The organism is Jujubicoccus corallicola (assembly GCF_047345645.1).
In the GTDB taxonomy this organism is placed as follows: Bacteria; Pseudomonadota; Alphaproteobacteria; order Rhodobacterales; family Rhodobacteraceae; genus JBLEFH01.
Window position 1 is genome coordinate 172,901 of sequence record NZ_JBLEFH010000008.1, and the last position, 24,875, is coordinate 197,775.

The 24,875-nt window shown below is 64.5% G+C and carries 17 protein-coding genes and 2 riboswitches; of the genes, 9 read left to right on the top strand and 8 right to left on the bottom strand.

Annotated features, from left to right (window positions below; translation table 11 throughout):
- Positions 1-3 precede the first annotated feature (3 nt).
- Positions 4-1,059, bottom strand: coding sequence for a cobalamin biosynthesis protein CobW (gene cobW, locus ACMA5I_RS12945; protein ID WP_525886700.1), 1,056 nt, complete (start codon positions 1,057-1,059; stop codon positions 4-6).
- Positions 1,060-1,479 carry a DUF1636 family protein gene (locus ACMA5I_RS12950; protein WP_525886701.1) on the bottom strand — a complete coding sequence of 140 codons (420 nt, stop codon included), beginning with the start codon at positions 1,477-1,479 and terminating at the stop codon, positions 1,060-1,062. It lies immediately after the preceding gene.
- Between the two features lie 84 nt (positions 1,480-1,563).
- Positions 1,564-1,766, bottom strand: a riboswitch (cobalamin riboswitch).
- A 38-nt stretch (positions 1,767-1,804) separates the two neighbouring features.
- On the opposite strand from ACMA5I_RS12950, the gene cobO reads away from it, so the two are divergent.
- From cobO to ACMA5I_RS12965, 3 genes are read left to right on the top strand one after another with little or no spacing between them, the layout of a single operon-like run.
- Complete coding sequence (cobO, locus tag ACMA5I_RS12955) at positions 1,805-2,416, top strand: cob(I)yrinic acid a,c-diamide adenosyltransferase (protein WP_525886702.1); 612 nt, start codon at positions 1,805-1,807, stop codon at positions 2,414-2,416.
- Complete coding sequence (locus tag ACMA5I_RS12960; protein ID WP_525886703.1) at positions 2,416-2,874, top strand: metal-dependent hydrolase; 459 nt, start codon at positions 2,416-2,418, stop codon at positions 2,872-2,874. The genes cobO and ACMA5I_RS12960 overlap by 1 nt, the downstream gene beginning before the upstream one ends.
- A complete protein-coding gene (locus tag ACMA5I_RS12965) occupies positions 2,871-4,316 on the top strand; it encodes a cobyric acid synthase (RefSeq protein WP_525886704.1) in 1,446 nt (481 codons plus the stop codon). The genes ACMA5I_RS12960 and ACMA5I_RS12965 overlap by 4 nt, the downstream gene beginning before the upstream one ends.
- 353 nt (positions 4,317-4,669) lie before the next feature.
- On the opposite strand, the gene cobD is transcribed toward ACMA5I_RS12965, so the two are convergent.
- Genes cobD through ACMA5I_RS12985 form a run of 4 tightly spaced genes read right to left on the bottom strand, consistent with a single transcriptional unit; the run spans position 4,670 to position 7,948 of the window.
- Positions 4,670-5,653: a threonine-phosphate decarboxylase CobD gene (cobD, locus tag ACMA5I_RS12970; RefSeq protein WP_525886705.1), complete on the bottom strand. Its 984-nt coding sequence runs from the start codon at positions 5,651-5,653 to the stop codon at positions 4,670-4,672.
- Positions 5,650-6,588 carry an adenosylcobinamide-phosphate synthase CbiB gene (cbiB, locus tag ACMA5I_RS12975; protein WP_525886706.1) on the bottom strand — a complete coding sequence of 313 codons (939 nt, stop codon included), beginning with the start codon at positions 6,586-6,588 and terminating at the stop codon, positions 5,650-5,652. Before cbiB ends, cobD begins: the two co-directional genes overlap by 4 nt.
- Positions 6,585-7,373: a propanediol utilization protein gene (locus tag ACMA5I_RS12980; protein WP_525886707.1), complete on the bottom strand. Its 789-nt coding sequence runs from the start codon at positions 7,371-7,373 to the stop codon at positions 6,585-6,587. The genes cbiB and ACMA5I_RS12980 overlap by 4 nt, the downstream gene beginning before the upstream one ends.
- The gene (locus ACMA5I_RS12985) at positions 7,373-7,948 is read right to left on the bottom strand and encodes a histidine phosphatase family protein (RefSeq protein ID WP_525886708.1); all 576 of its coding nucleotides are present in this window, start codon (positions 7,946-7,948) and stop codon (positions 7,373-7,375) included. The genes ACMA5I_RS12980 and ACMA5I_RS12985 overlap by 1 nt, the downstream gene beginning before the upstream one ends.
- A 43-nt stretch (positions 7,949-7,991) precedes the next feature.
- Here ACMA5I_RS12985 and cobU point away from each other — a divergent pair, with 43 nt between their 5' ends.
- From cobU to ACMA5I_RS13015, 6 genes are all read left to right on the top strand, one after another.
- Positions 7,992-8,495: a bifunctional adenosylcobinamide kinase/adenosylcobinamide-phosphate guanylyltransferase gene (gene cobU, locus ACMA5I_RS12990; protein WP_525886709.1), complete on the top strand. Its 504-nt coding sequence runs from the start codon at positions 7,992-7,994 to the stop codon at positions 8,493-8,495.
- Entirely contained in the window at positions 8,492-9,502 is a 1,011-nt protein-coding gene (gene cobT, locus ACMA5I_RS12995) for a nicotinate-nucleotide--dimethylbenzimidazole phosphoribosyltransferase (protein ID WP_525886710.1), read from the top strand. Before cobU ends, cobT begins: the two co-directional genes overlap by 4 nt.
- On the top strand, positions 9,499-10,242 hold the full coding sequence (gene cobS / locus ACMA5I_RS13000) for an adenosylcobinamide-GDP ribazoletransferase (protein ID WP_525886711.1): 744 nt from the start codon (positions 9,499-9,501) through the stop codon (positions 10,240-10,242). The genes cobT and cobS overlap by 4 nt, the downstream gene beginning before the upstream one ends.
- 46 nt (positions 10,243-10,288) lie before the next feature.
- Positions 10,289-10,496, top strand: a riboswitch (cobalamin riboswitch).
- Between the two features lie 34 nt (positions 10,497-10,530).
- On the top strand, positions 10,531-10,701 hold the full coding sequence (locus tag ACMA5I_RS13005) for a CbtB domain-containing protein (protein ID WP_525886712.1): 171 nt from the start codon (positions 10,531-10,533) through the stop codon (positions 10,699-10,701).
- A gap of 3 nt (positions 10,702-10,704) precedes the next feature.
- On the top strand, positions 10,705-11,406 hold the full coding sequence (locus tag ACMA5I_RS13010) for a CbtA family protein (protein WP_525886713.1): 702 nt from the start codon (positions 10,705-10,707) through the stop codon (positions 11,404-11,406).
- Positions 11,407-11,472: 66 nt separating this feature from the next.
- The gene (locus ACMA5I_RS13015) at positions 11,473-11,976 is read left to right on the top strand and encodes a hypothetical protein (protein WP_525886714.1); all 504 of its coding nucleotides are present in this window, start codon (positions 11,473-11,475) and stop codon (positions 11,974-11,976) included.
- A 95-nt stretch (positions 11,977-12,071) separates the two neighbouring features.
- Here the strand turns inward: ACMA5I_RS13015 and ACMA5I_RS13020 are convergent, their stop codons facing one another.
- Positions 12,072-15,602: a hypothetical protein gene (locus tag ACMA5I_RS13020; protein ID WP_525886715.1), complete on the bottom strand. Its 3,531-nt coding sequence runs from the start codon at positions 15,600-15,602 to the stop codon at positions 12,072-12,074.
- A gap of 20 nt (positions 15,603-15,622) precedes the next feature.
- Complete coding sequence (locus tag ACMA5I_RS13025; protein WP_525886716.1) at positions 15,623-24,784, bottom strand: CshA/CshB family fibrillar adhesin-related protein; 9,162 nt, start codon at positions 24,782-24,784, stop codon at positions 15,623-15,625.
- Positions 24,785-24,875 lie beyond the last annotated feature (91 nt).

Genomic DNA, 24,875 nt, shown 5'->3' on the forward strand with positions numbered 1-24,875 from the left:
GGCTTACTCGGCGGCCACCGCTTCGGCGCCAAGCGCCGCCCGGATCGCGGCGGGCTGGATATCGTCATGTTCGGCGATCACGACGAGCCGCCCGGCGCGGGCTTCCTCCGCTTTCCACGGGCGGTCATATTGATGACGCACCCGCGCGCCGACGGCTTGGACGAGGAGCCGCATCGGCTTGCCCCGGACCGCCGCATAACCCTTCACCCGCAGGATATTGTGGCTGTTCGCCAGCCCCTCGATCGCCCGGACGAGCGCCGCCGGGTCCGCCTGTTCGGGGATCTCCACCACGATGCTTTCGAAATCGTCATGGTCGTGGTCATGGGGGGCGTCGTGATGGCTGGGGCGCGCGTCCATATCGTCCTCGGCGGCGGCCTCCAGCCCCAGAATGATGCGCGGATCAACCTTGCCTTCGGCGACCTCGATCACCGGGAGCGGGCGCGGCGCCTCGGCGGCGATGATTTCTTTCGCCTTGGCGACGCCCTCCGGCCCGGCAAGATCCGGTTTGGTCAGCAAAATAATGTCGGCGCAGGAAATCTGGTCCTCGAACACCTCGGAAAGCGGCGTTTCATGGTCGAGACTGTCATCGGCGGCGCGCTGCGCGTCCACCGCGGCGACATTGGGGGCAAACCGGCCCGCCGCCACGGCTTCGGCATCCGCCAGCGCGATCACCCCGTCCACGGTGATTTTCGAACGGATATCCGGCCAGTCAAACGCTTTCAACAGCGGTTTCGGGAGCGCCAAGCCGCTGGTTTCAATGAGAATATGATCGGGGCGCGGGTCGAGTGCCATCAGCGCCTCAATGGTCGGGATGAAATCATCGGCGACGGTGCAGCAGATGCAGCCATTCGCCAGTTCCATGATGTTCTCCGCCGGGCAATCGGGGATGGCACAGGATTTCAGGATCTCGCCATCGACGCCCACATCGCCGAACTCATTGACCACCACGGCGAGACGCTTGCCGCCGGGATTTTGCATGAGTTCGCGGATCAGCGTGGTCTTGCCGGAGCCGAGAAAGCCGGTGACGACGGTGACGGGAAGTTTCGACAAATCAGCCATTTATTCGGAGTCCTTCAAGGGATCGTTGAGGGGATCGGTAAACACCGCAGGCGGGATGCGCGCGATGCAGTTGCGTTTGAAATGCTCGGGCCGGGCGCGCCACGGGATGAGGCCATCAGCGGCCTCGCGATATTGCGCCGCGCCACTCAGCAGCATCTCGGCGCTGGCGGCATCAAGACGGCCATAAACATAGGACCAGCGGCCCTCGCCGCGTAGCGCCGCCGTGCATCCGTGATCGCAATTGGAGAGACATTCGACGGCCCGGACGCGCACCCCTTCGGGCCAGTCCTGCGCGGCGAGATCATCGTAAAGACGCCGCCCCGGACGGCGCGCATCCTCTAAAGATTCCGCTCCGCCTCTGCATTTCACGCAGACGAGCAGCTCCACATCGTCGAGGTCGTTTTGACCCGTATCTTTCATTCCTCGGCCCCAATATGGGGACAAAGGGTCTGATGGCGGGTCATGCGTTCGCAATGTCCCGACACCGGAACACCCCGTCCGGTTGCACAATCGGCGATGCTGGCAGGTCTCCCGGCTTGCGGAATCAGGCACTTGGCCCGTGGTCGTCCTGCCTTCCCGGCCAATGGCCAGTGGCTTGGTGGACGCCCGTTTTCCGGTCACGGTCGCGGGGGCGGCTGTGCTCGGCACGCGGCCTGCACATTCCCTTTTCACCTGTTTACACAGGCACCAGCGGAATGATTTAGTGCGCCCATTGCTGCCCCCTGTCAAGCCGAAGGACCGCCCCATGAGCGACACTCTCAACGCCCGCCACGCCGAGAAAATGCGTAAAATCAAGGCCGCGCGGGACAAGATCATGGAAAGCAAGACCGAGGAAAAAGGTCTGATCATGGTCCATACCGGCGCGGGCAAGGGCAAATCCTCCTCCGGCTTTGGCATGATCATGCGCTGTATCGCCCACGGGATGCCCTGCGCCGTGGTGCAGTTCATCAAGGGCAATTGGGCCACCGGCGAGCGCGCGTTTCTGGAGGAGAATTTCGGCGACGCCTGCCGGTTTTTCGTCTCCGGTGAAGGGTTTACCTGGGAGACGCAGGACCGCGAGCGCGACATTGCGGCGGCGGAAAATGGCTGGCGGATTGCCAAGGCGCAGATTCTCGACCCCGAAGTGCAGTTTGTTCTCTTGGACGAAATCAACATCGCGCTGCGTTACGATTACCTCGACATTGACGAGGTGGTTGACTTCCTGCTGACCCAGAAACCGCCCATGACCCATGTGTGCCTGACGGGCCGCAACGCCAAACCGGAGCTGATCGAGGCGGCGGATCTGGTGACGGAAATGAGCCTGATCAAGCATCCGTTCCGGGATGGGGTGAAGGCGCAGAAGGGTGTGGAGTTTTAATGCTGATCGCGCATCTGCCCGTCGGCTATATCACCGCCACGGCGGCGGCGAGGCTTGGCGCGCGCAGCCTGTTTTATGGCCTGTTGGCGGGAAGCGTCCTGCCGGATATCGACATGCTGTGGTTCCATTTTGTCGATCAGGGCGCGGTGCATCATCACGAATATCTGACCCATCGGCCTGTTCTCTGGCTGCTGGTCGGGATGATCGGCCTGCTCTTCAAACGCCATCTGCTGATCGGCCTTGGCATCGGCGGCCTGCTTCATATGGTGCTCGACAGCATCGCCGGCGCCATCGCGTGGCGTTGGCCGCTTTCGGAGGCGACAACCACGCTGGTCACCATCCCCGCAACCCATGACAACTGGGTCATGTCTTTTCTGTTTCATTGGACTTTTCTGAGCGAAATCGCCCTCCTGCTTATCGCTCTCCTGATCCTCGTTTTCAGATGGCGCAGCGCATGAGCCGCGCGCTGATGATCCAGGGGACCGGCTCGAATGTCGGGAAGTCCATGCTGGTGGCGGGACTGTGCCGGGCGGCGGTACGGCGGGGGCTCTCGGTCGCGCCGTTCAAGCCGCAGAATATGTCGAACAATGCCGCCGTGACCGTCGATGGCGGCGAGATCGGGCGGGCGCAGGCGCTTCAGGCGCTGGCAGCGGGGGTGCCGCTGCATAGCGACATGAACCCGGTTTTGCTGAAGCCCGAAACCGATACGGGCGCGCAGGTGATCGTGCAGGGGCAGCGGCTGACCAGCACGCGGGCCGCCGATTATGCGGCGCTAAAGCCGCAGCTTCTCGGCAAAGTTCTGGAGAGTTTTCAGCGGCTTCGCGCGACGCATGATCTGGTGATCGTCGAGGGCGCGGGCAGTCCGGCGGAGGTGAATTTGCGCGCCGCCGACATCGCCAATATGGGCTTTGCGCGGGCCGCCGATGTGCCGGTGATCCTTGCGGGCGATATTGATCGGGGCGGCGTGATTGCCCAGATGGTCGGCACGCAGGCGGTGATGGACCCGGACGATGCGGCGATGGTTTCGGGGTTTCTCATCAACAAGTTCCGGGGCGATCCGGCGCTCTTTGAGGATGGGTATCGGATGATCGAAACCCGCACCGGCTGGCGCGGTTTCGGCGTGCTGCCGTGGTTTCGCGAGGCGTGGAAACTGCCCGCCGAGGATGCGCTCGATCTGGCCGCGCCGGTGCGCGAGCGCGGGTTTCACATCGTCTGCCTCGCGCTCTCGCGAATCGCCAATTTCGACGATCTTGACCCGCTGGCGCAGGAGCCGGGCGTGCGGCTGACCATGCTAGGGCCGGGCCGCGCGCTCCCCGGCGATGCGGATCTGGTGATCCTCCCCGGCAGCAAGGCGACGCGCGCGGATCTCGCATTTCTGCGCGCCCAAGGCTGGGAGACAGACCTCATCGCCCATCACCGGCGCGGCGGGCATATTTTGGGGATTTGCGGCGGATATCAGATGCTTGGCGCGACCGTGGCGGACCCGGACGGGATCGAGGGGATGCCCGGCACCGATCCGGGGCTGGGGCTTTTGGACGTGGACACCACCATCACCCGCGCCAAACGTCTCGGCGAAGTTGCGGCGGTCCATGCGGCCACGGGCGCGGGTTTCACCGGCTATGAGATCCACATGGGCGAGACGACCGGCGCGGACCGGACGCGGCCCTTCGCGACGGTCGGCGGGCAGCCCGAGGGCGCGGTCAGCCGCGACGGGCGGGTTGAGGGCAGTTACCTGCACGGCATGTTCCGCGATGACGGGTTCCGCAAAGCGTGGCTGGCAGGGTTCGGCGTGGCCTCCGAAGGGCGCTACGATGCCGCTGTCGAGGCCGCACTGGACGCGCTGGCGGACCATCTCAACGCGCATCTCGATGTGGACGGGCTGTTGGCAGCGGCGCGTTAGAGTTTGGGAGATGGCAAATCTCGTATTCCGAGTAAGGGAAAATCTGAGATCAGGTTTGCGCTTTTGCGAGTCGGCGGTGCGCATCGGCGGCGTTAACCGGTCAGAGCCGCGGCGAGCCGGTGCTGCTCCGCGGCAGGCCAAGGCAAATCCAGCTTTGTGACTAGGGAAAATCCGCGAATAGATGTGCGCTTCGACGAGCCGGTCCTGCGTGACGGCGTGTTAAGTGCTCAGAGCGACGAGACGTTCCCAGCCGATTTCGCTGCCCGGCTGGCCGAGGCGACTCCATTTTTTGAACAGGGGAAAATTGGCGACCAGATATGCGCCTTGGCGAGCGGGTCCTGCGTGGCTGCGCGTTAGCCGCGAAGGGCGACGGCGAGCCGCGCCCAACTCGTTTCGCTGCCCGGAAGGCCGAGGCGGATCCAAGTTTTTGAGTAGGGGAAAATCCGCGACCATATCTGCGCTTTGGCGAGTTTTTTCTGTGCATCGTCGGCGTTTGGCGTGGCGTAGGTGCGGAAGAGCGGGGTGCCGCCGGTGAGGGTCCAGCCTGCCTTTGCGGCCAACCCGTCAAGTCGGGCAGTGTCCGTTTGGAGCCGTGCGGTGGTTGCCTGTTGCCACGCGCGATCCGCCAGGGCGGCGCGGCCGATGGCGATGGCGGGGCCGCTGACGGCCCATGGACCCGCGAGCGCGCGGAGCCGGGTCGCCATGCCCTCGCCCGACAGCGCGAAGCCGAGGCGCAGCCCGGCGAGGCCGTAGAATTTGCCGAAGGAGCGGAGGACGATCATGTTGTCTGACTCGCTTAAATGGGGTGCGAGGGAAAGGTTCGGCAAGGGGTCGGCGAAGCTTTCATCGACGATGAGGAGTCCGAGATGTTGGCGGATTTCCCGCAGCTTTTCAGAGGGATAAGCCGCGCCGGTGGGGTTGTTGGGATTGACCACCACGGCGAGATCCGCGCCCGCGCAGAAGGCGTCGAGACTGTCCACCTCCTCGACCGTCCAGCCTTGCGCCCGGAGCGCGGCGGCGTGTTCGTTATAGGTCGGCCCCAGAACGAGCGCGCGGCCCGGCGGCATGAGGCGCGGGACGAGTTGGATCGCCGCTTGTGCGCCCGCGAGTGGGGTGATCGCCGCATCGGTTTGGTAGGCGGCGCGGGCGGTGTCTTCCAGCGCCGCGAGGTCGGCGGCATGGGGGAGCCGGGTCCACGCCTCGGACGGCAGAGCGGGCAGCGGATAGGGCACGGGGTTGATGCCGGTGGAAAGATCGAGCCAATCCGCGCCGCCAAAAAGCGCCCGCGCCCGGTCGAGATCACCCCCATGATCACGGCCATGATCGCGCCCGCTCATGCCAGCACCGCCAGCGCCGCGAGGAGCGCGCCGAAACCGATCATGGTCCGCCGGTAAAGGGCGAGACCGGCGCGGATGCCGTTCGCGTCAGGGTCCGGCGCTTCGGGGTTCAGCCACGGCTCGGTCGCGATTTTGCTGCCGTAGACGCGGGGGCCGGAGAGCCGCAGGCCGAGGGCGTAGGCCATGGCCGCCTCGGGCCAGCCCGCATTGGGCGAGCGGTGGCGCGGCGCGTCCTGCCACATGCCGCGCAGGGCCGTGCGCGGCGTTTTTCCGGCGAGCGCAAAGCCCAGACCCGTGAGCCGCGCCGGGATCAGATTCGCCGCATCGTCGATCCGCGCCGCCGCCTTGCCGAAATCGGCGTAGCGGTCATTGCGGTGGCCGATCATCGAGTCGAGCGTGTTGATCGCCTTATAGGCCGCGATCCCCGGCAGGCCGAAGAGACAGCCCCAGAACACCGGCGCGACCACCCCGTCGGAGGCGTTTTCCGCAAGGCTTTCAAGGGCCGCGCGGGCGACGCCGTCCTCGTCGAGCGTGGAGGGATCGCGGCCGACGATTTGCGACACGGCCCGCTGCGCGCCCGCCAGATCGCCCGCCGCGAGCGGCGGCGCGACGGCGGCGACATGGGTGTGAAGGCTGCGCAGCGCGATGAGCGGCCAGGCGAGGAGACCGCCGAGGAGGATTCCGAAAAGCGCTTGCGGCAGAAGGGTTTGGAGGAGAAGCGCCGGGAGCATGGCGGCGGCGATGGTCAGCAGCGTGACCGCCAGCCCGCACCCGAAGCGGAGGGCAGGCAAACCGCGATTGACCCGCCGTTCCAGCCCGGAGATCAGCGCGCCGAGCCATGTGACCGGGTGGCCGATCCGGCGGTGCAGCGCGGGCGGCCAGCCGAGGGCGGCGTCGATCAGGCAGGCGATCAGCATCATGGCGGCAAATGTCACGGGCGGCCTCCGGTGAAAAAGCGCAGGGTCGCGGCAAATCCGGCGGCGCGCAAGGTCTCTTGGGCGTCAGCGGGGGCGGCTCCGGGGGCGAAGATCAGCCCGCGGGCCGAGCCGGTATGGGCGCGCAGCCAGCCGAGCGCGCCGAGGGATTGGGCGAGGCTGGCGGTCGGGTCCTTGGCGGGGCCGCGGAGCGCTGTGGTGCGGGTGGCGGAGCTTGAGGCGATCTCTGCAAGGGTTTGGAGAGGCACGGGATTCTTGATCTGCGCTGCGAGGTCAGAGACATCTGGAAACACCTGATCCGCCGGGTCCGTTGGTGTGGGCGGGCCCCAGAATCCGCCGATGATTTCGGCTTGCGGGAGTGGTGCGAGGTCGGCCAGAACGCGGCCTTCGCGGGGTGCCCAGAGGACCGCATCGGGAGCGGGCAACATCAGCGGATCGCTTGCGCCTTCGGCGGCAAGGCAAACGGCGGTGACGGTTGCGGGGGCCACGCCGCCTGCTTCGGCCAGAGCCAGCAGCGCGGCGGTGGAGGCCCCGGCCCCGCCACCCGGCGGCATGTCGGCGGTGAGGGTGTAATGCCCACGTGCGGCGTGGATGGCAGCGAGGAAGGCAAGCGCCTGATCTTGTGGCAGGATCTGCGGGGTTTGCGTGATGTCGAACCGCTCTCCGGCGGTGAAATCCGCCCGCACCGAGAGCGCCGGGCAGGCCACCGTGACCAGCGCCAGCGGACCTTCCGGGCCGAGCCGCCCTTGCAGCCATTCGCCGAAATGCCCTGCCACCGATGCCATCAGAGGGTCTCGTTGACGGAAAGGATCGTCCAGTCCGCCCCGTCCCGGCGCAGGCGCGTGAGGGACAGCGGGGCGATGGTGAAAGCGAGTCCCTGCGCCGCATCGCCAAGCGCGAGGCCGAGGGCGGCGCGGGCGGTGCCGGCATGGGCGATGACGGCGACGGGCCGGTTGTGGGCGGCGGCGCCGAGGTCATTCAGGACCGGCGTGACGCGGGCGCACATGTCGAGAAAGCTCTCGCCGCCTTGCGGACGGCGGGCGGCGAGATCGGGGCGCGGCAGCGGGCCGAGATCGGGTAAGGCGTTGAAGGGCAAGCCATCTTCGGAGCCGAAATCCTGCTCCCAAAGCCGCGTGTCGGTCGTAATCTCGGCCCCCGGACAGAGCGCCGCCGCCGTTTGCTGGCACCTGAGCGCCGGGCTGGCGACCACCGCCGCGCCCGCGAGAGCCGCGCGCAAGTGCGCCAGATCCGCCGCCGCAGGGAGCAGCGCCGGCACGTCGGTGCGCCCGCAGAGCCGCCCGCCATGATCGGCCGGGGCGTGACGGATCAGCACCAGCTCGCCTGTCTCGATCGCGCGCATTTCGGCTTCCTTCCTTCGCAGATTTCTGCTTTGTCACGAGTTTATGGGAAAGTCGATCCTCATTACCGGCGGCGCGCGCTCGGGCAAAAGCACGCTTGCGGAGCGCATGACGCTCGATTTGGGGCCGCGTGCGATCTATATCGCGACCGCCGAGGCGCATGACGGCGAGATGGCGGCGCGGATCGCGCGGCACCGGGCGCGGCGCGGGCCGGAATGGGAGACGGTGACCGCGCCGATGGACATTGTTGGCGCGTTGGAAGCAAGCGATGGCGCGCCCCGGCTGGTCGATTGCCTCACGCTGTGGCTGACGAACCTGATGCTTGGCGGCGCGGATTGGGAGGCGGAGACGGAGGCGCTGATCCGCGCCCTGCCCGACCAGACCGCGCCGGTGATTTTCGTGACCAATGAGGTCGGCGCCGGGATCGTGCCCGAGAACAAACTGGCCCGCGAGTTTCGCGATGCGGCGGGTCTGATGAATCAGCGCGTGGCGCGGGTCTGCGACGCGGTTTGGCTGAGTGTCGCGGGCTATCCGGTGAAGGTGAAATGACGGATTTGGTGCAAAATTTGGCGGATGTGGCGGGGCTGGCGGAGACGCTGCCGCGCTTTGATGAGGCGGCGGCGGAAGCGGCCAAGGCGCGGCAAAATACGCTGACGAAACCGCCGGGATCGCTCGGGCGGCTGGAGGATTTGGCGGCGTTTATGGCGGGCTGGCGCGGGACGGCGCAGCCCCGGATCGACACCGCGCAAGCCCTTGTCTTTGCAGGAAATCACGGGATTTGCGCGCAAGGGGTGAACCCGTTTCCGCAGGAGGTCACGGCGCAGATGGTCGCGAATTTCGAGGCGGGTGGCGCAGCGATTAACCAGCTTTGCCGGGAAGCCGGGGCGGCGCTCTCGGTGGTGGCGCTGGATCTGGACCGTCCGACGGCGGATTTTACGGGGGGTCCGGCCATGAGCGAAACCGAGTGCATCGAGGCCATGACACGCGGCGCGGCTGCGGTGGACCCGGAGGCGGATGTGCTGATCCTTGGCGAGATGGGGATCGGCAATTCGACCGTCGCCGCCGCCCTCGCCCATGGGATTTTCGGCGGCGCGGCGGAGGATTGGGTCGGGCGAGGCACCGGCTCGGACGCGGCGGGCTTGCGGCTCAAAGCGCGGGTGGTGGCGGAAGGCGCGGCGCGTCATGCGGACCTTTCCCCGGCTCAAAAACTCGCGGCGCTTGGCGGGCGCGAGCAGGCGGCGATTTGCGGCGCGGTGCTGGCAGCACGGGCCGCGCGGGTGCCGGTGATCCTCGACGGGTTCATCTGCACCGCCGCGACCGCACCGCTCTATGGGACGGACCCGGCGCTGCTGGCCCATTGCGTGATCGGCCATGTCAGCGCCGAACCGGGCCATCGCCGCCTCTGCGAGGCGATGGACAAAACGCCGATCCTCTCGCTCGACATGGCGCTTGGCGAGGGCTCCGGCGCGGCGCTGGCGCTGATGATCGTCAAGGGGGCGCTGGCCTGTCACAACGGCATGGCGACCTTCGCCGAGGCCGGGGTCTCGGGCGGATGAGGTGGCTGGACGAGCTGCGCCTTGCGGTGATGTTTCTGACCCGCCTGCCCTGCGGATCGTTCAACGGCGCCGCGCCGCCGCTCTCCGCCGCCCTTTGGGCCTTTCCGCTGGTCGGTTTGATCACCGGGGCGATCGGCTGGGGCGTGCATCTGTTGCTGACCTGCCTCGGGGCCACCCCGCTTCTCGCCAGCAGCGTCGCACTCGGCGCAACGACGCTGGCGACGGGCGCACTCCATCATGATGGGCTCGCCGATTTCGCCGACGGGATCGGCGGCGGGCGCGACCGGGCGCATGTGTTGGAGATCATGCGCGACAGCCGGATCGGCAGCTACGGCGTGCTGGCGCTGCTCTTCGCCGTGGCGTTGCAAATCAGTGCCTTGGCGAGTTTTTCGGGCAGTATCCCGCTCACCGCTTTCCTGCTCATCGGCGCGGGCAGTCGCCTTTCGATGCTGGGGCTGCTCACCCTCATGCCGCCCGCCCGTGCGGAGGGTTTGGGGCAAAACGCGCGCGGCGGGCAGAACCTGAAAACCGCCCTGCCCGGCGCGATCCTCACCGTCCTGCTCGCCCTTTTCCTCTGCCTCGCCGGGCTTGCCGCCCTCGCCGCCATGACCCTCGGCGCGGCCCTCATCGCCCGCCTTGCGCACCGCCGCCTTGGCGGGCAGACCGGCGACGTTCTCGGCGCGGCGCAGATGGTGGCGGCGACCCTCGGCTGGATCGCGCTGTCCCTGACGCTCCCGTAAAATCTGCCGCGCTGCGACAAAATCCTTTTGCGCGCCCCGGTTTTTCTGCTACGCACAAAGGCACGGTGCCACCGCCCGCCGCAAACGGGCATGGCTTAATAGGGAATTCGGTGCCGCCCGGAAGGGCCAAATCCGAAGCCGCCCCCGCGACTGTAAGTGGGAAGCTGCCGCCAAGATCCACTCATGTTTTCATGGGGAAGGAGGCGACCAGCGCTGATCCACGAGCCAGGAGACCTGCCGCCCATGAAACCCTCGAACGCTGTCGGGTGAGACAGCAAGGAGCGATAGATGCAGACGACCACCCAAGCCGTGCAGGCGCGCGAGAGCCGCATTCTGCCCATTTTTGCCGCCATGCTGATTGGCTTTGGCATTCTCTTTGTGACCGGCCATGCGCAGGCGACCGCGATCCATGACGCGGCCCATGATGTGCGCCACGCGACCGGCTTTCCCTGCCACTAAGCGATGTTTAGCCGTCTTGTGACCAGCGCTTTGCTCGCTGGTGCTGCTGCGGGGTTGATTGCCGCCCTGCTTCAGCTTGTTTTCGTGCAGCCCGTGCTGCTTCATGCCGAGCTTTACGAGTCCGGCCAGCTCACCCATTTCGGAGGGGGCGCGCCAGCCCCGGCTGAGCAGGATCTCGGCGGGTTCGCCCCGATGCGGGACGGGCTGAGCATTCTTTTCACCATGCTGACCTATTCGGGCTATGCGCTGATCCTCACCGCCGGAATGGCGCTGGCGGAGACGCGCGGCGCGCGGATCGATGGCCGGATGGGGCTTCTTTGGGGGCTGGCGGGGTTCTTCGTGTTCCATTTCGCGCCGGGCTTCTCGCTCGCGCCCGAAGTGCCGGGGGTCGCCGCCGCCGATGTCACCGCGCGGCAGATCTGGTGGCTCGGCACCGTCATCACCGCCGCCGCCGCGCTCTGGCTCATCGCCTTTCATGGCAAGCCGCTCCTCTGGGGCCTCGCCGCGCTCCTGCTCCTCGCCCCGCATCTGATCGGCGCGCCGGAGCCGGACGCGTTCACCGGCCCCGTTCCCACCGAAATCGGCGCGCTCTTCGCCGCGCGCGCCTTTGGCGTCGGCATGGCGGCTTGGGTGCTGCTCGGCGTTTTCGCGGGGTATTTCTGGGAAAAAGAGGGCGCGTCGCAAAGCGCGCCGCACACCGCCTGATGCCGCCTCTTTCAACGACAAACACCATGGCTGACCTTGCCATGGTGCTCAAGCAAGGGGCCTAGGATGGACCGTTCCCTTCCCATGCTGATGATCGGCCTCATCTTCGGCGGCGGCCTTGGCTTTGCCTTCGGGATGAGCGAAGGCAGCGGCGCGGCGGGCCATGATCATGCAGACCCGGCCCAGCACAGCACCGCCATGGCCGCCGGGATGAGCATGGCGAGCCACAGCCATGACAATCCGGTGGAGGTCGCGGCGGACGAAACCGCCCCCGCGATCACGCTCACCGCCGAAAAGGACGCGATGGAGGGCTGGAACCTGCATCTGATGCCGCAGAATTTCCGCTTCACCCCGGAGAATGTGAACACCGATTATGCACCCGGCGAGGGCCATGCGCATATCTATGTGAACGGGCAAAAGCTGATGCGCGTCTACAGCGAATGGGTGCATCTCGGCGCCTTGCCGAGCGGCGATCTCACCATCACCGCAAGCCTTTACAGCAACGACCACCGCCCGATCATGGTGGATGGCCAGCCGGCTGAGGCGCAGACGCAGATTACGGTGGAGTGAAGGGCGGCGCTTTTTCGCGCTGCCCCTGAAAGAAAGTGGGCCGGTTCATCCCTCAACAGTGAACCGGCCCTTTTCCTCATGCGCCGCCGCGCGGTTTAGAACTTTGCGATGGCGTTGAGGAACACGCCCTGATCGTCCAGTGTCAGGTCGGTCAGGTCATCCGAGAATTTGCCGAAATTATAGCCCGCGCCGACTTTGAAATTGTTGCCAAAGTGGCGGTAGCCGGCGGCGAGAAAGCCGCTATCGGTGGTGTCGGCCTGCTCTTGATGGAGCGCACGGGCTTCCAGCAGCACGTCCCAGTTATGGACGATGTGATAGCGTGCATTGGCGACCACGAGCCAGGCGTCGTTTTCATAGAAATCATCGCTGGAGGTGGAGGCCGCTTCGGACCAGCGCCCGCCGATCTTGCCGCCAAGGGCCCATTTCTCGGTGAGGTCATATTCCGCATCGAGGGTGAAGACATGGCTTTCCTGACGGGGGCCGCGGGAATCCGTGCCGTCCACGGTTTGGCCATACATATCATAGAGATAGCGGTATTTGAACAGCATGTTCAGCCGGTCATTCGTCACCGGGCGCAGGGCGAAACCGAGGACCACATCGGTCAGGCGGCCATCGCGGATCGAGCTTTCATCGGTGTCGGTATCCGCATAGTCGAAATAGCCCAGAAGCGTGCGGGACTCGTCGATGTCGTAATCGGCTTTCATGCTGATCAGCAGCGTGTCGGCATCGCGGTCGAGGGTCATCGGGCGGTCGTCATCATCGCGCTCGCGGCGATATTCGATCCGGCCCGAGGCGGTCAGTTTGTCATCCTGATATTTCGCCCCGAGGCTGACGGCGCGGCGCTTGAAATCGCCGCTTTCGTCGTCCTCTATCTGCCCGATATCGAAGCCGAGCGAGTAGGTCAGGAAGTCGTTCGCCTGATAATCGACGCCGTAAGTGCTGGTGAGCGTGTCGCGGTCGCTGAACACCTCATAGGTGTTTTCCGCATACATGGTCGTGCGGTCATTGACGTTGCGCCGCCCGCCGACGACGAAACGGCCCTTGTTTTCGCTGAGCGAATTGAACGAGCCGCGGCGGTCGAAGGCGTCCGGGTCCAGCTCATAGCCGAAATAGAGGCTGCTGCCATCCTCGCGCTCATAGGAGGCCAGCACATCCGCGCCGGTGCCGAGCGTGCCGTCGGAGATCTCACCCGCCAGCGTCCAGCCATTGCCGAAATCGCGCTCGACGCCAAGGCCGACGCGGTTGTTGCGCGAGAGCCCGTCATGGCTGACCGTGGTTTGGCCGAGCAGCGAGAAGCTGAGATCTTCGCTCACGACGCGGGTGTAGCGCAGGGCCACATCGGTCCGCTTGCCGCTTTCGCGCAGGGTTTCGCGGCGCACATGCTCGATGCCGAAGGCCCATTTGTTGGTGCCGTCCATATCGTAAAGCGCTTCGAACCCGCCCTCTTCCTCGCGGCGGTCCTCATCGTCGCGGACGGTGTCGTAATAGCCGCGCCATGTCAGGCGTTCGGAGGATCTGATATCGGCCTCAAAGCCCCAGAGGCGCTCGCCGGTCGAGACGGTGTAATCGAGCGAGGTGAAGCCCTCTTCGCGGTCCTCATAATAGGCCGTAACAACGCCTTCCGTGGTCAGCCCGACCTCTTGCAGATCAATCTCCGCATCGACGCGAAGCGCGTCGCCGGTGCCGTCTTCGCTGTCCGTGGTGTCATAGATCAGGCCGCCATCGAGCGAGGAGCGGTAGCCATAGCCCGGCCCTTCGCTGCGCGCATATTCAGCCTCGATGAAGCTGCGCGCGCCGAGGCGGAAATGAATGTCGCCGCCATACGCTTCCTGATCGGCAAGGCCCGTGTCATCATGCTGGCCGGAGACGCCGACGCGGACGCTGTCCGTCAGCCACGCCTCGGCCCGCCCGCCAAGCGAGGAGCCATCGACGGAGAGATCCACCGGCGTGTATTCATATTGCACGACGAGATTGACCTCGGAATCGCCGCCCGGATTGGTGACGACGACGCCCTCGCCCGCCCATGCCGAAAGCGGCTGCGCGAGGCGCACGCTGCCTTGCAGATGGTTCACCTCATAGTCGATTCCGGGGCGCAGTTGGCGGCGGTCGATCACCCGGCCGGTGGTGCTGTCGCGCAGCTCCACCGTGACGACTTCGGAGCCGCGGGTAATGTCCTGACGGCTCAGGAAATAGATGGAGCCGCCGGTGCCGCGCAACACATCGCGCTGCGGCAGGTTGTCGGGGCGCGCGGCATAAAGCGTGAACTGCGCGCGCGGCTCGCCAAAGGAGGTCTGGCGCTGCGATTCCCAATGGGCGTTGGCGCCGTAAAGCACCCGCTCATTACGCAGATATTCGGTGTTGGAAAGCTCCGCCTGCGAGTTGCCCCAGATGAAATAATTCCGGTCCTTCTCGACGCGCAGATAGAATTTGCCCTGGGTCGGCGCATCCTCAACGATAGAGGAGCCGTCGCCATAGGTCGGGTAAAACTCATTGGGGTCGATGCGGTCGAGCAGGCTGGAGGGGTCTTTCTCGTCAAATTCGGAGAAAAGATCCTGCACATCGTCTTCCTGCGTGTCGGCGGCGATGGTGAACTCCGTGCCATCCGCCGTGTAGCCGTTGACGTAGAAAGCGAGACGCCCGCGGGTATAGGTGTCCGTGTCGCCATCTTCCTCTTCATTGAGGCCGATCGTCACATCGGTGAGCGCGGTGTAGAAAATGTCGTAGCGCGGGATTTCGATGTCGCGGGAGAAGCTGAGATCCTGCGACGGGCCGACGACGCGCACATCAATGGCATGGGCGCCGACGGGCAAGATGCGCTGCATCACGAAATCGCCCTCGGGTGCGGGGGCAACCGCTTCGCCAAGCGTGTAGACCGTGCCGCCGGGCGCGACATTCTCGCCCGACACGGTGACCGCGCCGCCCCGGACCGGGATCGCCCGGCGGGTGGCGGCATCGCTGCCCTCTTCCACCCCTTCGGCCAGGTTGCGGCTGTCCGAGAGCGAGAGCGGAATATCCATCGTCTCGTCGTAACGGCCCTCAGCGTCATAGACGCGATGAACGGCGACAACGCGGCCCCCTTCCGGCACCGTAATGGTCGCCTGCCCGTTCGGGTCCACCGGAACCACCGCGAGGAGTTTGCCCTCGCTGCCGATCCCGGCGCGGTCGATCACGCGGATCTCGCCACGGGTGACATAGGCGGGATAGTTGAGCTGGCTGGTGAAGGTCACGGTATCGCCCGCCACCATCTCACGGGTCGCCTCGCTGCGCTGCATATCGAGGCGCGGCTTGGCCCCGAGGCCGTCGAAGCGGATCTGGATATCCGCATCGGCCAGCGCCAGATCGGTCTGGCGGATGCTGTCCTCGACCCGCTCGTCGCCAATCAGCGGCTGCCCGTCGATGACGATCTGGAAGCCGACGCCGGTGTCCGGTGCGCCGCCCTGATCCCACTCGCTATTGGGCTCGGCGGGCATGGTGACGACCGTGCCGCCATTGGCGCGGTCGCACCCATCGGGCAGAACCCCCGCAACGAGATCACAGGCCGGATCGCCCAAGGGCTGCGCGAGCGCGCCACTGGCCGCCAGAGTGAGAACCGCCGTGCCGCAAAGCAGAAGAGAATTTGTAGTCATTTTCAACATCGTTACCCGCCTCACTGGACTCTCTTTGAGGTTCGTTCGATCACAAGCTTGTAGCGGCCCTGGCTGCTCCAATGCTTCCTTATGAGTTTCTCGACCGTATCGAGACGCGCGCGCACCAGCGCCGGGTCTTCACCGCGCTGATAGTAGGAGAGCCGCAGAACCGTGGGCGTGCTGCGAATGCTCGCCACCATCTGCGCGATCCCGTTCGCGAGCGCCTGCGTCGGCTGCGCGGTGCCCGGTGCGAAGGCCGCGTCCATCAGGTCGATATCCGTGACCTTGCCGAGCGACACACCGAAATTGATGCGCACCATCTTGCCGGCCGTGGCGCGGACCACACGCGGGTTTTCCGTCGTCAGGCGGTAGCCCGTGGGCAGGCTGCGCGTGTCGAGCTTGAGCGAGATGTTCTCGCCAATCGACGGCGGCATCGCGGCGCAAGGCACGTTGAAGCGGCCATGTTCGTCGGTGGTGATCAGCTCGCCCCCGAGGGTCACGACGCGCACATTGGCCATGCCCGGCTCGCCCTCATCCTGCACACCGTCACTGTCGCGGTCGTCAAAGACCTTGCCGATCACATCGGTACAGTCGAACACATGCTCCGGCTCGCGGGAAATCTCCGCCTCGGCCACATTCGAGATGACCTCGCCATTGCGGTCGGTCGCCCAGGTGCGGTTGACGGCGCTCTCGCCCGCATCGAGCACGGTGATGCGCGCATCGAAGGTGATGGTGAGCTTGTCGCCCTTCGCCAGATCGAGCGGCGCCCAGACAAGCTGGCGGCCATTGATCTTCGGCTCCTGATCGCTGCCATCCACAACCCCCGAGCCTTCGACATACTGGATGCGGGACGGCAATTCGTCGATCACCTTAAGATCGCTGCCGCTGACATCGCCGGTGTTCTCGAAGGTCAGCGTATAGGTCACGACCTCGCCGATCTGCGGGCTGGGGTTGCTCACGGATTTCGTGGCGTCCAGCTCCGGCGTGTTGACCGGAAGGATGGTCACGGTCGGATCGTCCGGGATGCCGTCATTGTTGAGATCGCGATTGCTGATCACGTCCGGGTCGTCCGAGATCACGGTGAACATATTGCCCTGCGGGTCCGTCGCCGAGGCGGTCGCGGTGTTGACCACGCGGCCCGCATCGAGATCGGCTTGCGTCAGGACATATTCCGCCGTGAAGGTCGCGCTGTCGCTGTCCCCCGGCTCCAGCGTCGCCAGTGGCCCGCCGGTCACCTCCACCATCGGATCGTCGATATCGACATCCGAGAGGGTGATGTTGCCGGTGTTGCGCACGGTGAAGCTGTAGCGGATCGTGTCGCCCACATCGGCCACATCATCACCGCCAAGATCAAGCTGGTCGGTCTTGAGCAGGCTCAGCGCCGCCTCCAGCGGGAGCGCGATCACGGTCGGATCATCGGGGTTGCCGTCGCCATCCGCATCCACATCTTCGGCATTGGCCGGATCGTCGGACACATCGCTGACAGGGTTGCCGCTCGGATCGGTGCCGTTCGCGGTGGCCGAGTTTTCGACCTCGCCCGCATTCAGATCGTCCTGTGTGATCGTGTAGACCGCCGTGAAGGTGGTGCTATCGCTCTCGCCCGGCTCCAGGCTGGCAATCGGGCCGCCCGTGACCGCCACCAGCGGATCGTCGATGGTGATATTGCTCAGCGTCAGCGTGCCATTATTGGTCACGGTGAAGGCATAGCTGATCGTGTCACCCGCATTGGCCACGCCGTCCTCACCCGCATTGAGAGTGCCGGTTTTCTCCAGCGTCAGCCCGCCGGTGCCTTCGAGCGCGATCACGGTCGGGTCATCCGGGTTGCCGTCCTCATCGGGATCGACATTGGTCTCATTGGCCGGATCGTCGGAGACATCGGTGATCTCTTCGCCGCTCGGATTGGTTCCGGTGACGGTGGCCGAGTTCTCGACCTCGCCCGCGTTCACATCGTCTTGGGTGATCGTATAGACCGCCGTGAAGGTGGCACTGTCGCTCTCGCCCGGTGCGAGCGTCGCAATCGGGCCGCCGGTCACTTCGACGAGCGGGTCGGCAATGGTGATCTCGCTCAGGGTCAGATTGCCGGTGTTCGTCACGGTGAAGGCATAGGTGATGGTGTCCCCTGCATTCAGGATCTCATCCTCACCCGCATCGAGCGTGCCGGTTTTCTCCAGCGCAATCGCGCCTTCGCTGACGAGCGCGATCGCGGTCGGATCGTCCGGGTTGCCGTCGCCATCCGGGTCCGCATTGGTGCCGTCGGTCGGATCATCGGAGAGGTCCGTCACCGGCTCGCCATAAGGATCGACACCCTCGCCAAGCGCCTGGTTGGTGACTTCGCCCGCATCGAGATCTTCCTGGGTCAGCTCGTAGCTGGCCGAGAAGATCGCGGTCACGCCGGTCAGAAGATCCGCGCCGTCGCCCTCGCCATCCTCATCGGTGCCGCCCGAGACATAGGCCGGAACCGGGGTCTCGCCCGCGCCGCTAAAGGTGGTTTCGGTGACGGTCACGTCAAACACGGTCGCGGTGCCGGTATTGGTGACTTCATAGATATAGGTGAGCGTGTCGCCGACATTCGGCTCCCCGTCACCGCCATCATCAAGCGCTACGGTTTTCTGCACATCAATGCCGCTCGATGTGACCACAATGGTCGCCACCGCCGTGTCGCAATTCTCGGGGTTGAGAATTTCGCAGATCGTATACTCGTAAGTATAGCTGCCCGCTGACGTTCCCGGCGCGATGGTGATCGTGCCATCGGGGTTCATGATGATCGAACCGGTCTCCGGGGTCGGCTGAGTACCCGGCGTCAGGGTGATCGCGTCCGGGTCCACCGGCTCGCCATTGAGCGTGTCGTTTTCGAGGACCGACGGCGTTTCCCCACCCAGTTCCCCGCTATAGGGCGAACCGGAGAGGTCATCATCCACCGCATCAATCGGCGCGGCATCGACCACGACGGTCGCCGTGTTGGTCGAGCAGTTCTCCGGGTTGAGGATCTCGCAGATCGTATACTCATAGGTATACGTCCCCGCTGTGGTCCCTTCGGCAACCGTGATCGTGCCATCCGGATTCATCGTTATCGACCCGCTCGCAGGCTCCGGCGCGGTGCCGGGCGTCAGCGTGATATCCGCCGGGTCCACGATCTCGCCGTTCAGCGTGTCGTTGTCGAGAACCGAGGCCGTATCGCCACCACTCGCGCCATTCACCGGCGAGCCAGAGAAATCATCCACAATCGCCTCAATCGGCGCTTCGCTGACGACAACGGTCGCGGTGTTGGTGGAGCAATTCTCCGGGTTCAGGTTCTCGCAGATCGTATATTCATAAGTATACGTGCCCGCGGTGGTCCCTTCGGCGACGGTGATGGTCCCGTCCGGGTTCATCGTGATCGACCCGCTCGCAGGCTCCGGCGCGGTGCCGGGGGTCAGCGTGATATCCGCCGGGTCCACCACTTCGCCGTTCAGCGTGTCGTTGTCGAGAACCGAGGCCGTATCGCCGCCGCTCGCGCCATTGACCGGGCTGCCCGAGAAGTCATCCACAATCGCCTCAATCGGCGCTTCGCTGACCACAATCGTGGCTTGGTTGGTGGAACAATTGGTCTCGTTCAGAACCTCGCAGATCGTATAGGAATAGGTATAGGTCCCTGCGGTGGTCCCGGGCGCGACCGTAATCGTGCCGTCCGGATTCATCGTGATCTCACCATTTTCCGGGTTCGGCGCGGTGCCGGGCTCAATCGTGATATCCGCCAGGTCCACGATCTCGCCATTCAGCGTATCGTTCTCCAGAACCGAACCCGTATCACCGCCACTCGCGCCATTGATTGGCGTTTCGGAGAAATCATCGACAATCGCCTCAATCGGCGCGGCTTCGACCACGACAGTCGCAAAGGTGGTCGCGCAGTTCGTCTCGTTCAGCACTTCGCAGATGGTATAGGGATATGTGTATGTCCCTGCGGTGGTGCCGGGCGCGACCGTGATGGTCCCATCGTCGTTCATCGTGATGGACCCATTCTCGGGGTTCGGCTCCTCGCCGCGCTCAAGCGTGATCTCCGCCGGATCGACCACCTCGCCGTTCAGCGTGTCATTCGCCAAAACGGTGCCGGTGGTGCCGCCATTGGCCCCATTGATCGGCGCGTCCGAGAAGTCATCGACAATCGCCTCGATGGGCGCGGGATCGACCACAATCGTCGCGGTGTTGGTGCTGCAATTGTCCTCATTGAGCACCTCGCAGATCGTATACTCATAGGTATAAGTCCCTGCCGTCGTGCCTTCGGCGACCGTGATCGTGCCATCCGGGTTCATCGTGATCGAACCACTCGCCGGGTTCGGCGCGGTGCCGGGCTCAAGGGTGATCTCCGCCGGATCGACCACTTCGCCATTCAGCGTGTCGTTCGTGAGAACCGACGCCGTCTCCCCGCCATTCGCGCCATTGATCGGCGTGCCGGAGAAATCATCCACAATCGCTTCAATCGGTGCGGGCTCGACCACGATGGTCGCGACCGCCGTGTCGCAGTTGGTCGGCGTGGTCGTCTCGCAGATCGTATAGGGATAGGTGTAGGTGCCTGCGGTCGTGCCGGGCGCGACCGTGATGGTCCCGTCCGGGTTCATGATGATCTCACCATTTTCCGGGCTCGGCTGGGTGCCGGCCTCAAGGGTGACATCCGCCGGGTCCACAGCCTCGCCATTCAGCGAGTCATTACCAAGCACGGACTCGGTCGTTCCGCCATTGCGGCCATTGATCGGCGCGGGCGCATCATCCACCGCATCGAGCGCCGCCTGATCGACGATCACCGTCGCCGTGGTGGTGCTGCAATTGCTCGGGTTGATGGCCTCGCAGATCGTGTATTCATAGACATAGGTGCCCGCCGTCGTGCCTTCGGCCACCGTGATCGTCCCGTCCGGGTTCATGATAATCTCGCCGAAGTCCGGGTCCGGCTGCGTGCCGGGCGTCAGCGTCACATCGGCCGGATCGAGAATCTCGCCGTTCAGCAAATCATTCGCCAGGACGCTCGGCAGGGTCGCGCCATTGAGACCGCTCACCGCCGTCGGCTCGTCAATCACCGCCTCGATCGGCGCTTGCCCCACCACGACCGTCGCATTGGTCGTGCTGCAATTGCTCGGGTTGAGATTTTCGCAGATGGTATAGGGGTAGGTGTAGGTGCCCGCCGGGGTCCCCTCCGCCACCGTGATGGTGCCATCGGGGTTCATGGTGATGCCGGGGTTCGGGGCCTCGCCGGGGGTCAGCGTGATTTCCGACGGGTCGACCGGCTCGCCATTCAGCGTGTCATTGGTCAGAACCGACGGCGTGTTCCCGCCGCTCGCGCCCGTGATCGGCGTTTCGGAGAAGTCATCCACCACCGCTTCAATCGGCGCTTCGCCAACCACGATGGTCGCGGTGGCGGGGCTGCAATTCGTCTCGTTCAGAACCTCGCAGATTGTGTAGTTATAGGTGTAGGTGCCTGCGGTCGTGCCGGGTGCGACCGTGATCGTGCCGTCCGGATTCATGGTGATCTCACCATTGTCCGGGTTCGGTGCGGTGCCGGGCGTCAGCGTAATATCCGCCGGATCGACCGGCTGACCATTCAGAGTGTCATTCGTGAGAACCGACGCCGTGTCGCCGCCGTTCGCGCCCGTGATCGGCGCGCCGGAGAAATCGTCATCAATCGCCTCAATCGGCGCTTCGCCCACCACAACGGTCGCGTTGGTGGTGCTGCAATTGGTCGGATTGATGACTTCGCAGATTGTATACTCATAGGTGTAGGTCCCCGCGGTCGTGCCGGGCGCAACCGTGATCGTGCCGTCCGGATTCATAGTGATCTCACCATTTTCCGGGTTCGGCTGCGTGCCGGGGGTCAGCGCGATATCCGCCGGATCGACCACTTCGCCATTCAGCGTGTCATTGGTCAGAACCGAGGCCGTATCGCCGCCGCTCGCGCCATTGACCGGGCTGCCGGAGAAATCATCGACAATCGCCTCAATCGGCGCTTCACCAACGACAATCGTTGCGGTCGCGGGGTTACAATTGGTGTCGTTCAGATTTTCGCAGATCGTATAATCATAGGTATACGTGCCTGCGCTTGTCCCGGGCGCGACCGTGATCGTGCCATCCGGATTCATGGTGATCTCGCCGAAGTCCGGGTCCGGCGCAGTGCCGGGGGTCAGCGTGATATCCGCCGGGTCCACGATCTCGCCGTTCAGCGTGTCATTGGTGAGAACCGATGCCGTGTCACCGCCGCTCGCGCCTGTGATCGGCGTGCCGGAGAAGTCATCATCAATGGCTTCAATCGGCGCTTCGCCCACCACAACGGTCGCGTTGGTGGTGCTGCAATTGGTCGGATTGATGACTTCGCAGATTGTATACTCATAGGTGTAGGTCCCCGCGGTCGTGCCGGGCGCAACCGTGATCGTGCCGTCCGGATTCATAGTGATCTCACCATTTTCCGGGTTCGGCTGCGTGCCGGGGGTCAGCGCGATATCCGCCGGATCGACCACTTCGCCATTCAGCGTGTCATTGGTCAGAACCGAGGCCGTATCGCCGCCGCTCGCGCCATTGACCGGGCTGCCGGAGAAATCATCGACAATCGCCTCAATCGGCGCTTCACCAACGACAATCGTTGCGGTCGCGGGGTTACAATTGGTGTCGTTCAGATTTTCGCAGATCGTATAATCATAGGTATACGTGCCTGCGCTTGTCCCGGGCGCGACCGTGATCGTGCCATCCGGATTCATGGTGATCTCGCCGAAGTCCGGGTCCGGCGCAGTGCCGGGGGTCAGCGTGATATCCGCCGGGTCCACGATCTCGCCGTTCAGCGTGTCGTTCGTCAGAACCGAGGTCGTATCGCCGCCGCTCGCACCTGTAATGGGCGTGCCGGAGAAGTCATCATCAATCGCTTCAATCGGCGCGGGATCGACCACAATGGTCGCGCTCGTCGTGCTACAATTATCCGGGTCGAAATTCTCGCAAATCGTGTACGGGTAAGTATAAGTCCCCGCCGAGGTCCCCTCTTCCACCGTGATCGTGCCATCGGGGTTCATGGTGATCGACCCGGTTTCCGGGCTCGGCGCGGTGCCGGGCGTGAGGGTGATCTCCGCCGGATCAACCACTTCGCCATTCAGCGTGTCATTCTCCAGAACCGAGCTGGTCGTGCCGCCATTGGACCCGTTGATCGCCGCATCCGAGAAGTTATCGACAACCGCTTCAATCGGCGCCGGCTCGACCACGATGGTCGCATTGGTCGTGCTGCAATTGGTCGGCAGGCGGATCTCGCAGATGGTGTATTCGTAGGTGTAAGTCCCGGCGGTCGTGCCGGGCGCGACCGTGATCGTGCCATCCGGGTTCATGGTGATCGACCCAGCTTCCGGGGTCGGCGCGCTGCCGGGCGTCAGGGTAATATCCGCCGGATCCACCACCTGTCCGTTCAGCGTGTCATTCGTCAGGACCGACGCCGTATCGCCGCCATTGAGGCTGTTGATCGGCGCACCGCTGAAATCGTCGATAATCGCCTCGATCTCGACCTCGGGCAGCTCGACAATCGTCGGATCATCCGGCTCGCCATCCTCTTCGCTGTCGATGTTGGTCGCGTCACTCGGGTCGTCGGAAATATCGGTGATCGGGTCGCCGCTAAAGGTGATCGCCGTGGCGGTCGCGGTGTTCTCCACCTCACCCGCATCCAGATCCGCCTGGGTCAGCGTGTAGGTCGCCGTGAAGGTCGTTGAATCGCTCGCCCCCGAGGCAAGCTCGGCAATAGGCCCGCCGCTGACGGTGACAAGATCGTCGTCGATCTCGATATCTGTCAGCGTCGTCTGCCCGGTATTCGTGACGGTGAAGCTGTACTCGACCGTATCGCCCACATTCGCGATCCCATCACCGCCATCATTCAGCGTGCCGGCTTTTTCCAACTCAATATCGGCGGATTGGATCTCAATGACATAATCCTCGATCTCGCCATTAAGTATGGGCCGGTCCGGTCGCCAAGACACGGCCGAGCCGGACAAAATCTTGAACCGCGCATAGGTGACTGTTCCCGCAGGCGCGATATCGTCAAATGTCCAGACCAGATCGCCGTCGAGCGCGCCGCCAGAAATAGTGGTATAGGTGAATTCATCCTCATCAAACGCACCGTTCTTGTCGACATCAATCCAGCCGCGCAGAACACCGTTGCCGGTCACATCGAAGGATGACGCCGTCATTGTGTAACTCGTCGTTCCGGCGATCAGCGGCGGAAAATTCAAGACCCCATCTTCATCGTCGATCCCGTTGGCATCGTCGCCGGTTGCCGTCGCGTTTTCCTGATTGCCCGCCTCTGAATCGCGTTCAAATGCGCCGAGATAGGGGCCACCACCCTGCCTCACCGTCGCGCGCGCGATGCTTTGCTGGGGGGTCAGAACAGTCGGGCGGCCGCCGCCCGAGGCAGACGCTGGCAAATAGGCGCCTGCAGTGTCATAGCCGGGCGCATCGCCGAAATCAGAGGCAAGAAAAATTCCGAAGGCGAGCGCTTCCTTCCCGCCCGCGAACATCTGCACATTCACCGTGCTAACGTTCTGAGCCAGCCCGAGGACGGTTCCACCGCCGGTATCAACCGTATCGGTCATAGTGACGGATTGGCCGCTCGAATTAAATCGCATGTTCAACATGCCAGCGCCCTCGATCAGTTCCCAAGGCCGCCCGGTCGTCGTCCATGTGGCAGATTCGCCACCAAGCCCGGTATCCTCAGCTTCCGCAACGACAATATCCAAAGGCAGCGGACGACCGTCGAGGGTCGCCGAGAAGCTCACCGAATAGGCCGGATCCTGACCGTTCACCGTGTTCGCAAGCCCGATCGGATTCACACCGCTATACATGCTGTCAAGGATATCGCCGCGCCATTGGCCGGTGTTATACGGGCTGATCGCGACGTTCCGCGCAGAGATGGTCGCTGTAATCTCGATCTCGCCCGGCACGCTCCAGCGTTTGGTCACGGTTGAATTGGCGGGAAAGGTCGTTGTGCTGCCGCAGGACCAGTCGAGCCAGAAAATCTCATCCTTGTATTGCCCCGTCCCGCCGGTTGCGAAGCCAGAGCCTTCCGTGGAGCCCTGCTCCGTGCCGCAGTCGATGGCCTGCGCCTGCGCCAGCCCCGGAACCGAGAGGATCAGGATCTGGACCGCCAGCAGCACGACAAAAAACGCGGCGCGGCCGAAAGCTTTGAAAATATTCATGGAAAGGCCCATTTCTGGAGCGGAGCCGGTGGCCCCTGTCTGCTGACGTGATGTGGACTTGATGGGACGATTCGCGATACAGCCGCTGTTC

What these genes read in the sequence shown, in the direction of transcription:
- ACMA5I_RS12980 (WP_525886707.1), bottom strand. Translation starts at nt 7,373, where the DNA reads ATGGCATCGGTGGCAGGGCATTTCGGCGAATGGCTGCAAGGGCGGCTC.
- ACMA5I_RS13025 (WP_525886716.1), bottom strand. Translation starts at nt 24,784, where the DNA reads ATGAATATTTTCAAAGCTTTCGGCCGCGCCGCGTTTTTTGTCGTGCTG.
- cobO (WP_525886702.1), top strand. Translation starts at nt 1,805, where the DNA reads ATGAGCGACACTCTCAACGCCCGCCACGCCGAGAAAATGCGTAAAATC.
- ACMA5I_RS13005 (WP_525886712.1), top strand. Translation starts at nt 10,531, where the DNA reads ATGCAGACGACCACCCAAGCCGTGCAGGCGCGCGAGAGCCGCATTCTG.
- cobS (WP_525886711.1), top strand. Translation starts at nt 9,499, where the DNA reads ATGAGGTGGCTGGACGAGCTGCGCCTTGCGGTGATGTTTCTGACCCGC.
- cobD (WP_525886705.1), bottom strand. Translation starts at nt 5,653, where the DNA reads ATGAGCGGGCGCGATCATGGCCGTGATCATGGGGGTGATCTCGACCGG.
- cobW (WP_525886700.1), bottom strand. Translation starts at nt 1,059, where the DNA reads ATGGCTGATTTGTCGAAACTTCCCGTCACCGTCGTCACCGGCTTTCTC.
- ACMA5I_RS13010 (WP_525886713.1), top strand. Translation starts at nt 10,705, where the DNA reads ATGTTTAGCCGTCTTGTGACCAGCGCTTTGCTCGCTGGTGCTGCTGCG.
- ACMA5I_RS12950 (WP_525886701.1), bottom strand. Translation starts at nt 1,479, where the DNA reads ATGAAAGATACGGGTCAAAACGACCTCGACGATGTGGAGCTGCTCGTC.
- cobU (WP_525886709.1), top strand. Translation starts at nt 7,992, where the DNA reads ATGGGAAAGTCGATCCTCATTACCGGCGGCGCGCGCTCGGGCAAAAGC.
- ACMA5I_RS12960 (WP_525886703.1), top strand. Translation starts at nt 2,416, where the DNA reads ATGCTGATCGCGCATCTGCCCGTCGGCTATATCACCGCCACGGCGGCG.
- ACMA5I_RS12965 (WP_525886704.1), top strand. Translation starts at nt 2,871, where the DNA reads ATGAGCCGCGCGCTGATGATCCAGGGGACCGGCTCGAATGTCGGGAAG.
- ACMA5I_RS13015 (WP_525886714.1), top strand. Translation starts at nt 11,473, where the DNA reads ATGGACCGTTCCCTTCCCATGCTGATGATCGGCCTCATCTTCGGCGGC.
- ACMA5I_RS12985 (WP_525886708.1), bottom strand. Translation starts at nt 7,948, where the DNA reads ATGCGCGCGATCGAGACAGGCGAGCTGGTGCTGATCCGTCACGCCCCG.
- cobT (WP_525886710.1), top strand. Translation starts at nt 8,492, where the DNA reads ATGACGGATTTGGTGCAAAATTTGGCGGATGTGGCGGGGCTGGCGGAG.
- ACMA5I_RS13020 (WP_525886715.1), bottom strand. Translation starts at nt 15,602, where the DNA reads ATGACTACAAATTCTCTTCTGCTTTGCGGCACGGCGGTTCTCACTCTG.